Source organism: Burkholderiales bacterium, assembly GCA_035560005.1.
GTDB lineage: Bacteria > Pseudomonadota > Gammaproteobacteria > Burkholderiales > Eutrophovitaceae > DASRFY01.
Map to the genome: position 1 here is coordinate 1 of DATMAN010000082.1, position 9640 is coordinate 9640.

Below are 9640 nucleotides of genomic sequence, written 5' to 3' on the forward strand. Positions count from 1 at the left end.
GTGAAATCGATCCACCAGGGTGTGGACATCGTGTTCCTGCGCGAGGTGACGGAGGGAATGCAGTCATCCGACACGGTGGTAATGGGTGCCGGCGAATTCCGTCCCAACGACGAGATAACGATCGCTTCGCGCGTGATCACCCGGCGCGGCTCGAATCGCATCGCGCGGGCTGCCTTCGAGATCGCGCGCACCCGCAAGCGCAAGAAAGTGACCGCCGTGCACAAGGAGCCGGTGTATCGCGTCTGCTGCGGGATGTTCGCCGAGGAATGCCGCAAGGTGGCGAAGGAATTTCCCGATGTGGCGTTCGAGGAGGTGATGGTGGACAGCATGGCGATGAAGCTCGTCATGAACCCGCAGGTCTATGATGTGGTGGTGACCACCAACCAGTTCGGCGACATCCTGACCGATCTTGGCGCGGGGCTGGTGGGCGGGCTGGGGCTAGCGCCCGGGCTGTGCGTTGGGGAGCGCCAGGCGATGGCGCAGGCGACCCACGGCTCGGCGCCGGACATCGCCGGAAAGAACATCGCCAATCCCTATGCGATGATCATGTCGGGCAAGATGCTCTTCGAGTGGCTGGGGCGCAAGCGCGGTGAGCCGCGGGCGGTCGCTGCTGCAGAACGGATCGATGCCGCTGTGGAGAAGGTAATGGCCGAGGCGAGGCACCTTACCCCGGATCTCGGCGGCAGGGCGAGCACCACCGAGATGGGCGACGCGGTCGCGGCGGCGGTTTGACCTATTCCGACCGGGCGCCGAAGCCGTCGTGCCGGCCGCTCCACCCCAGGCGACCCGAGGACCAACGCGTTGTACGCCCGCGCCTGCTGGCTGTTTCTCTTTTCGCCCGGGCTCCGGGCGGATGAGGTGGTGAGCAGAGCAGCACGTTGCCGCGGCTCGCTTTCACGCCGCCGCCCATTGCGCAGACAGGAGCGCCGCCTGCTCCAGCACCGTCTGCGTCGCCTTCTCCTGCCTGTCCGGCGGGTAGCCGTGCTTGCGCAGGATGCGCTTGACCAGCACGCGGAGCTGCGCGCGGACGTTCTCGCGCAGCGTCCAATCGATGGTCACGTTCTGTCGCACCGTTTCGACCAGCTCTCGCGCGATGGCGCGGAGCGTCTCATCGCCGAGCACCTTGACCGCGCTGTCGTTCGTCTCCAGCGCGTCGTAGAAGGCCAGCTCGTCCTCGGAGAGGCCGAGCTGCTCCCCGCGCGCGCTGGCCTCGCGCATCTCCTTGGCCAGTGCGATCAGCTCCTCGATCACCTGCGCGGCCTCGATGGCGCGGTTCTGGTAACGGCGGATGGTCTGCTCCAGCATCTCGGCGAAGGAACGGGCCTGCACGACGTTCTTGCGGCGCCGGGTCGCGAGCTCGCCCTTGAGCAGCTTCTGCAGCAGCTCGACCGCGAGGTTCCGTTGGGGCATGCCGCGGACCTCGGCCAGGAACTCGTCGGAGAGGATCGAGAGGTCGGGCTTCTGGAGCCCGGCCGCCGCGAAGATGTCCACGACTCCTTCGGGCGCGACCGCGCGGGAGATGATCTGCCGCACGGCCTGGTCGAGATCCTCCTCGGGCCGCGCTTCCCCCGGCGCGCGCTTGGCCAGCACCGCCTGCACGGCCTGGAAGAAGGCCACGTCGTCGCGGATGCGCAGGGCCTGCTCGTGCGGCACGGCGAGCGCGAACGCCTGCGATAGCTCCCGCACGGCCCGCACGCAGCGGTCCTTGCCGTTTTCCTGCGCGAGGATGTGCTCCTGCGCGGCAGGCAGCATGCCCAGGCGCTCCTGCGGCGTGCCGGTCGTCCAGCGCGACCGGTCGAAGCCGTGGAAGAGGCCACAGCAGACTTCGTACTTCTCCAGCATGAGCGCCACGGCCTCGTCCTGATCGAGCGCCGTGCGGCCCGTGCCGCCGCTCTCCGTGTACGTCGCGAGCGCCGCCTTGAGCTCGTGCGCCAAGCCGAGGTAATCCACGACGAGACTGCCGGGCTTGTTCTTGAAGACGCGGTTTACGCGCGCGATGGCCTGCATCAGGCCGTGGCCGCGCATCGGCTTGTCGATGTACATCGTGTGCAGGACGGAGCTTCACCAGCTCCCGGTACAGCTCGACGCAGATGCGGCGGCTCATGCAGACGACCATCGCCTTGCCGTCCATCGCCTCGCACCGCTTCTCGAAGTGCTCGACGATGTCGCGTGCCACGAGCTCGAGCCGCCTCGAAGCGCCGACGACGGCTTCGAGCTGCGCCCGCTTGGTCTTGAGCTTCTCCTTGCGCTCGACCTCCTCGCCCTCGGTGGCCTCCTCGAAGTCCGGGTCGATCTTCGGCCGCTCCGTCTCGTCGAGCGCGAGCTTGGCCAGGCGGCTCTCGTAGTAGATCGGCACCGTCGCGCCGTCCTGCACCGCGCGCTGGATGTCGTAGACGCTGATGTAGTCGCCGAACACGGCGCGCGTGTTGGCGTCCGCGAGCTCGATCGGCGTGCCGGTGAAGCCGATGAAGGAGGCGTGCGGCAGGGCGTCGCGCATGTGGCGCGCGAAGCCATCGATGAAGTCGTACTGGCTGCGGTGCGCCTCGTCGGCGATCACGACGGTTGAAGCAAAGCTGCCAAGGTCGTTGCTCCACCACTGTCGAAGTCAGTCTGATTGATCCGCACATACCTCCAGACCGCGCCCGTCGCCGCGCTGACCCGCTCACACCAAGTCTTGAGCGCCTCGTCCTTCGCCGCCGTGCCTTCCCACACGCGGCCCTTGGTCTCGATGATCCAGTTGACCTCGCCCGCCTTCGACTTCTGCACCACCACCCAGTCCGGGTGGTAGAACCCGATTGCTCCGCTCGGCTTGAGGTAGTCGACGCGGAACTGCGTGCCGGACTCGCCTTGCTCGGTCGTGCCGAGCGACGCGAAGCGGAGGACATCGGACGCTTTGTCCAGAAACTGGGCGAACCGCCGCTCGAAGTCGTTATACGTAGCGACGTAGTTGAAGACAGTCCTCTTCGCCTCGAGCGGCGGGAGGTTTCGACGCCAACTGAAGGGTTTCGTCGCCGAGAGCCGGAAGTCGGCCTTGTCGAACTCGATCGCGCGCCGCTCGATCGTCAGCTCGGCGATCTTCCGCGCCAGGTACTTGGCGATGCCTTCCTGCAGCTCCAGCCGGGCGAGGTGCGAACGGAGCGCCTCGTCATCGAGATCGACCGACTTACCGAAGCACCGGGTCGCGACGTAGTCCCGCACGGATGGGTACAGCTCGGCAAAGCGGTTGGGCAGCTTGGCACGGTCGATGACCTTGTTCGTGACGCTGGCGAGCAATTCCTGGGCGGCCGGGAGCTCACCCGCAGCGATGTCCGACTGGTGCACCTCCGTCTCCGTGGTCGCGAACTCGAGCCGCAGCTTGACGCGGAACGGCTCGGCCAGATCCTCCTGGTCGTAGATCGCCTCCAACGCGGCCACGTCGAGGTCCGAAAGCTTGCGGACATCGTGCTCCAGGCTCGGGTTGGTGATGGGGATCGCGATGTCGTACTTGAGCCGCTCCTGCACGGGCGCGATGATGACGGGCGGCGGCGGGTCGGTCTTGGTGCTGGCCACACCCACGCCTTCTGCTTCGAGTTGAGTCCGCAGAACGTTGAGCAGGTTGCGAGTGCCGAGCACCTCCAGGGTCTGCGTCCGGTCCGGACTCACCTGTGTCATCAGCCGCAGCCCGCGACCGATTACCTGCTCCGGAAGGATCTCGGCCTTCGCGGTGAACGGGCGAAGTCCCAGCACCACGGTGACGTTGCGGACGTCCCAACCCTCTCGCAGCATCATCACGCTGACGATCGCCTTGATCCGGCTTTCCGCCTTGTCGATGTCGCGCGCGGCCTCGCGCGCCACGTCGAGGTCCTTCTTGGTGATCTCGCCGGCGGCGTCGGTATGAATGACCAGGACCTCCGACTCCTTGAAGCCGAACTCTTTGGTCTTCCACAGGTACTCGCCGATGGCATCGGCGTAGACGTTCTTCTCGGCCATGATGAACAGCACCGGCCGCGTGCCGAGCTGCTTGTAGACCTTGTGGTGCTCCTTCCAGCGCTGCACCGCGGCGCGCAGCCAGTAGCCGTACTTCTCGCCGATGTTGTCCTTGGTGACCCCGTCCGGGTCGTCCTTGGGCTGCTTCGGGTCGTCCTCCTTGGTGACGATGAGCGGCGCCTTGACGATGCGGTCCTCCACCGCCTGCGCGAGCGGGTAGTCGCACACGGTCCAGGGGAAGTACATCCCGTTCTGGTCCTTGGGCGTGGCCGAGAAGTCGAGCCAGAGTGAGAGCCCCTGCGGCAGCGCGCGGTGAATCGCCAGCAGCGACTGACTCCACGCAAGGTCCTCGTCGTGAACGTGGTGCGCCTCGTCGTTGAGCACCACCAGGTCCTTCAGCGACTTCACCCGCTCCAGCATCGAGCGCTGACCAGAGGCGGCGAGATCCTTCGCCGGCTTCTTGCCGAGCAGCGCCTCGATCGCATTGGCCGGCGTCCACTCCTCGTCACGCGACTCGTAGAGCTGGTGGATGTTGGTGAGGAAGAGGTTGCCGGACGGATCCGGCTCGGCCGCCTCCCCGCGCAGGATCACCTTCTGACTGAACGCGCCGCGCCACTCCGGCGGGATCAGCGGCAGCTCGTAGAAGATGCGGTTGGCGGCGAAGTCCTTCTCCAGCCGCTGGTAGACGATGACGTTGGGCGCGACGATCAGGAAGTTGGTGGAGAGCTCCGAGCCCGGCACGCGCTGCTTGTGGAAGCGGCTCCAGACGATGGCCATCGCCATTACCCAGGTCTTGCCCGAGCCCGTGGCCATCTTGAAGGCGAAGCGGCGCAGGTTTTCCGGCGGCAGGTCCTGCTCGCCATCACGGTCGAGCTCCGGCACATAGCGGCGCACAATGCGCTGCGGCTTACCGTTCTCCAGCCTGGTCTGGAACTCAATGTTCTTCGAGAACAGGTCCTTCTCGAAGATCGTCGCGTGCGCCTGGATCAGCTTCTGCGCGTCGCGCTGGCCGGCGATCTCGACCAGCCAGGCCAGCGTCTCGATCGCCTCGCGCTGGCAGAAGTAGTACCGGAACGGCACGCCGAAGCCGGGGACCTCGTGGTCCTCCTCGAACCAGTACTCGAAGAGCCGCCGGGTGACGTCGGAGGCGCCCTCGTAGCCGCTCTCCCGCCACGCGTCCACCGCGGCGCGGATCCTCGGCACCAGCAGAAGGCGACTCGGGCGGCGGCCGGAGGTCTCCTCCCGCCAGCCGGTCGCGGCCGCGTCGTCCTTGACCAGGTAGGAGGTCGGCTTCTCCCAGGGCCGACGGCCCGGAATCTCGGGCAGGTCCTTGTCGTAGGCGATGACGGACTTCGGCATGGCTACTTCACGTCCACGTCGAAGGCCTGCGAGGTGTCGTTGCCGAAGATGTCGATCACCTTGACGAGGATGCGGTACTTGCCCGGCTTCTCGTAGGTGTGCGCGTCGGAGACGAGCGAGAGCTTGCGCTCCTTGCGCGTGCGGTAGGCCACCCAGCCCTGCATGAAGGTATCGTTCTGGAAGTCCCAGTCCACCGCCCAGTAGTCGATGTAGTCCGACCACTTCTTCACCTTGCCGCGCACGTCCTCGGGGATCAGCTCGGTGTTGGGGATGACGAAGTCTTTGAGCACCACCTGCGCGGTGAGCTTCTTCGGCCGCTCGATCTCGGCCTCGAGATAGGCCAGCTCGAAGAAGCGCACGTCGCCCTTGGCGGCGGCCTGCTGCTCCATCACTTCGCGCGGGATCTGCAGGAGCAGGAGCTTCACGCCCTTCTTTTTCGCGGCCTCGACCATCAGGTCGTAGAGGCCCATCTCCCACTCCCAGCCGAGCACGTGCAGCTCGCCCTGCTTGAGCTTCGCGCACTCGTCCACCGCCGCGTCGATTTCGGCAATCGTCACCGGCGCGTCCACCGCCCCGATGTGCACCATCGCCCGGCCCTTCTTGCCGTGCAGATGCGCCATGCCCGCCACCAGCTGGGCGCCATAGAGCTTGAGGATGAAGGCGAGGTACTCATAGAGCGCCTGCTCGGTGAGCGACTTGTCCTTCGCCTCGCCGAAGGTCACGCCCTGCCAGTACTGGCGCTCGTACTTGCCGAGGTTCAGGACCTCGAACGGTTTACAGTTCTCGATGCCGAGGAGGCGCTTTCGGGTGACGTGGATGCCCCAGCGGCCGAGGTCGCACCCGATCCAGCGGCGGCCGAGCTTCTCGGCGACGGCAAGCGTGGTGCCAGAACCGCAGAAGAAGTCGGCGACGAGACCACCGGGCCGACTCAGCCAGCCTATGACGCGATCGAGCAACTCTTCGTGCTTTTGAGTGGCGTAGTCCTTCTGGTTTTCATACGCCTTCACGTCGTCCCATACCGTATCGCCAACCTTGTCGTCGCTCGGGGAAAACCAGTTTTCAACCGTTCCGCTCTCCGAGCGTCGTATGAACTCAAGTTGCTCGCCCGTGTCCCGCCAGAACTGGACCAATGAACGCCCTTTTGCCTCCTTCAGGAACCGCTCGTAGTTCGCCACCGCTCTGAGCGCACGCTCACGTTCCCACTTCCACTGGCCGTGAGTGGGCTTCTCACCAAGGAGCTCGTAGCGCATGGTCGGACGGTCTGCGCCACTCCAGAATCGATGCCAGTAGCCTTCCGGCTTTGGCGACTCGTACGGCACAAGGAGATTGGGCACTCTGGAATCAGGATGACACGAGTACCAGAGCAACACGTCATGCCCCTGGGGCAGCGCGGTAACGACGTCGAACTGGCGCTGAAGGTTCTTTGTAATCGGGCGATGGACCACGATCTCGTTGCGATAGTTCTCAGCGCCAAAGATGCCATCCAGGACAAGTCGAAGATGAGGACTCACTGCCGGTTCCACGTGCACGATCACATGCCCCGTGGGCTTCAACAGATCGCGGAACAGGGAGCATCGGTCCCACATCATCTGGAGATAGCTCGACAATCCACGTCCCCAGGTGTCGCGATACGCCTTGTCCTCAATGACCGATGGATCCTTCTCAATGCGCTGACCCTTCTCACCAATCTCTGCCGTGAATGAGAAATCCGCCCCCGTCGCAAACGGCGGATCGATGTAGATGAGGTCGATCTTCCCCGCGAACTTCTCCAGTAGCGACCCCATCACCAGCAGGTTGTCGCCCCAGATGAGCTTGTTGCGCCAGCCCGCCTCGAAGGTGTCGCCCTCCTTGCCCTCGTAGACGTCGAAGAGCGTTCCCTGCACGCCGCCCTTCTTGGCCTCGCGCGTGGCGCGGCTCTCGTTGACGGTCTCGATGACCTGGAAGGGCAGACTCACCCGCGGCACCTCCTTGAGCGTGCCGTCCTCGTTGTACTTGCCGGGCCAGACCATCTCGGTTTTCGTGATTTCGATCTTCGCCATGGGGGGCTTTCGTTCTCTGTAATCGTTTAGGCCCGCCGGGCCCAGACGTCGTATTCGGTTCTCGGCTTGCTCGAGTCACGCAGGAAAGTGTCCGCCTGACGCTTGCCGCCATGGGCAGTTCCGGCGGGGCGCACCGTCTGGATGCGCCAGCCGCTGTCGCGCAGCGACTCCTTGAGAATCGTCAGCGGGTCCGCGGCGCGGTCCGCGATTCCGCCGAAGCGTACGACCAGTCGCGCGTCTCCTACGCTCACGCCGGCCACGTTCTTCCAGACCTTGCGCAGATCCTCGGCGAACGCTTCGGGGCTTCCGTGACCGATCTGCTCGCCGTGGCTGTAATCCACGGCGTCCGGCCCGCCGAGAAACCAGTACCGCAACCATTGATCGGCGACATAGGTGCGCATGCCGTAGTACGGGGGCGAGGTGATGATCCAGCGGAACCGTCGCCTCGGCGCGCGCGGTCGCAGGGCGGCGGGAGATCGGCTGTCCGCCAGCCGCGCCTGCCCGGGCGCGCTCAGGCCGTGCGCGAAGTACCGTTCCGCTCGTCGCTCGATGATGGCGAGGACGTTGACGCGCTGTGCGCGAAGCCCGTGCGCGCGCCAATAGCGGACCGCATAGTCCGGCTTGGGCGCGTAGGTTCGGGGGCACTGGTTCGAGAAATAGCTCGGGAATGTGCGCTGCTGTGGTCCGTGCAGCGCGCCGAGCAGCAGCCCGCGCAACGCCAGGCGCGCGGGCGAGGTGCAGCCCCGCAGCAGCGCGGCGCGCAGCCGGCACAGATCGGCGAGCACGTCCCGATGGAATGCCCATTGCCAGAACTCGCTTTCGGGGACGGCAATCGGCGGCTCCGATTGCAGAATGCGCCGCGCCTCGGCGACCACGGCGGCCGGCTCTATCGCCACCAGCTTGGCCGCCGTAATGGCTGCAGCAACGGGACTCGCGTCCACGCCGACGCTGCCGAGTCCGAGCAGGCGCGCCGCGTAGTTGGTCGTCCCGCGGCCGCAGAACGGATCGAGCACCTCGTCGCCGCGTTCCGCGTGGGAGGCGAGCACCGATAGCGGGAACGATAGCGGGAACATCGTGAAGTACGGGCAGAGCCCGTTGAGCGCGAGCGCGTGGGAATCGAGCCTCACCATCGGTCAGCTCTTCCGCCTGACATAGGTGGTGTTGCGGGTCGGGTGGCGGTACGACTCCCAGGCCTGGTTCTGCGGGCCGATGAGCCGGTCCAGCGCCTTCCGTACGAGGTAGTAAGCAATAGTGTCGCGATCATCGAGCTGATCGGGCAGTTGGTTGAGTAAGAACGCCTTCAACGCGCCCCACGCGACCCCGTCGGCGGACTGAAGCTTCGACATCATGTTGGTGTCGCGGGCCAGGGCCTCGATCGCCCGGTCCTCGATCAGCGCCTTCACATCCACTGGCGCTTCGCCTTCCTGGGGGCGGTCCGGCTGCGGCGAAACCAGGGCGGGCGCCGGCGCATCCGTGAACACCGCGCGCAGGCGCGTTGCGTAGGTGTTGCCCGCGGCACCGTTGTAGTTCGGATCGCGCAGCGCGAACAGCCGTTCGAACGACTGGGCGCGCAGGCTCACCGGGTAGGGCTTGCCGCCGACCGAGCTCCAGAAGACGCCCTGTCCCGGGATCGGCTCGTTCAAGAGCGAACTGAGCAGGTCCTCCGAGAAGTGAGCGTTGGCCTTCTTGAGCGCCGTGAGGTCGGCGGCTGACAGCAGGTGGAAGATAAACCAGTTGTCGCCCTGGCTCAGGATCTCGACCGGGATGCTGCCCGGCTGCTGTGTGATCAACAGCGCGCCGAGATCGTACTTGCGACCTTCCTTCACCCAGGCGATGTACGGCTCGGAGGCGGACGCCGCTTCATTGAGCACCGATTGCGCCTCCTCGACGACCGCGATCGTCGGGATGGTCTTCGGGTCCGCGGCGGTGAACTCTTTCTGATTGCGGTCGAAGATGCGCCGCAGGATCAAGCCGGACAGCACGAGAGACTGGGCGCCGCGCATCTGCGAGACGTCGATCACGCACAGCTTGCCTTCGCTCAGCGCGTGCAGGAGCATGTCCATCAATTGGCTGCTCTTGTCGTGGAGCATGCGAACGATGGCGGTCATGTTGCCGCGGGCGGCCAACGCTTCGGCCTCCTGACGCTGTGGGTCGAGGTCGAGCAGAGGGCAGATGTCCTCCAGCGGCGTGGCGTTGCCGTTGGCGTCGATCAGGTTGACGAGCGACTCCCAGCGTTCCTGAGACAGGCCGCGCAGTTTGCGCACGTTCTGCTGTTC

Annotated in this window: 7 protein-coding genes; 2 read left to right on the top strand and 5 right to left on the bottom strand. The window is 65.6% G+C overall.

Going from position 1 to position 9640, the window contains the following annotated elements:
- The coding region (locus tag VNM24_12305; GenBank protein HWQ39367.1) for an isocitrate/isopropylmalate family dehydrogenase at positions 1–732 on the top strand (732 nt) is incomplete at its 5' end.
- Positions 733–894: 162 nt separating this feature from the next.
- Here VNM24_12305 and VNM24_12310 read toward each other — a convergent pair.
- Entirely contained in the window at positions 895–2025 is a 1131-nt protein-coding gene (locus tag VNM24_12310) for a type I restriction enzyme endonuclease domain-containing protein (protein HWQ39368.1), read from the bottom strand.
- 10 nt (positions 2026–2035) lie between these two features.
- Between VNM24_12310 and VNM24_12315 the strand changes: the two genes are divergently transcribed.
- Entirely contained in the window at positions 2036–2566 is a 531-nt protein-coding gene (locus tag VNM24_12315) for a hypothetical protein (protein ID HWQ39369.1), read from the top strand.
- Here the strand turns inward: VNM24_12315 and VNM24_12320 are convergent.
- The 4 genes from VNM24_12320 to VNM24_12335 all read right to left on the bottom strand — a co-directional run.
- The gene (locus tag VNM24_12320; GenBank protein ID HWQ39370.1) at positions 2554–5325 is read right to left on the bottom strand and encodes a DEAD/DEAH box helicase family protein; all 2772 of its coding nucleotides are present in this window, start codon (positions 5323–5325) and stop codon (positions 2554–2556) included. The two genes, VNM24_12315 and VNM24_12320, sit on opposite strands and share 13 nt — an antisense overlap.
- Before the next feature lie 2 nt (positions 5326–5327).
- On the bottom strand, positions 5328–7364 hold the full coding sequence (locus VNM24_12325) for a DNA methyltransferase (protein HWQ39371.1): 2037 nt from the start codon (positions 7362–7364) through the stop codon (positions 5328–5330).
- A 26-nt stretch (positions 7365–7390) separates the two neighbouring features.
- On the bottom strand, positions 7391–8494 hold the full coding sequence (locus VNM24_12330) for a DNA methyltransferase (protein HWQ39372.1): 1104 nt from the start codon (positions 8492–8494) through the stop codon (positions 7391–7393).
- 3 nt (positions 8495–8497) lie between these two features.
- Positions 8498–9640: hypothetical protein (locus VNM24_12335; GenBank protein HWQ39373.1), on the bottom strand; the 1143-nt coding region annotated here is incomplete at its 5' end.

Excerpts from the sequence above, each read along its gene's own strand:
- VNM24_12310 (HWQ39368.1), bottom strand. The coding sequence starts at position 2,025 with ATGCGCGGCCACGGCCTGATGCAGGCCATCGCGCGCGTAAACCGCGTC.
- VNM24_12315 (HWQ39369.1), top strand. The coding sequence starts at position 2,036 with ATGTACATCGTGTGCAGGACGGAGCTTCACCAGCTCCCGGTACAGCTC.
- VNM24_12320 (HWQ39370.1), bottom strand. The coding sequence starts at position 5,325 with ATGCCGAAGTCCGTCATCGCCTACGACAAGGACCTGCCCGAGATTCCG.
- VNM24_12325 (HWQ39371.1), bottom strand. The coding sequence starts at position 7,364 with ATGGCGAAGATCGAAATCACGAAAACCGAGATGGTCTGGCCCGGCAAG.
- VNM24_12330 (HWQ39372.1), bottom strand. The coding sequence starts at position 8,494 with ATGGTGAGGCTCGATTCCCACGCGCTCGCGCTCAACGGGCTCTGCCCG.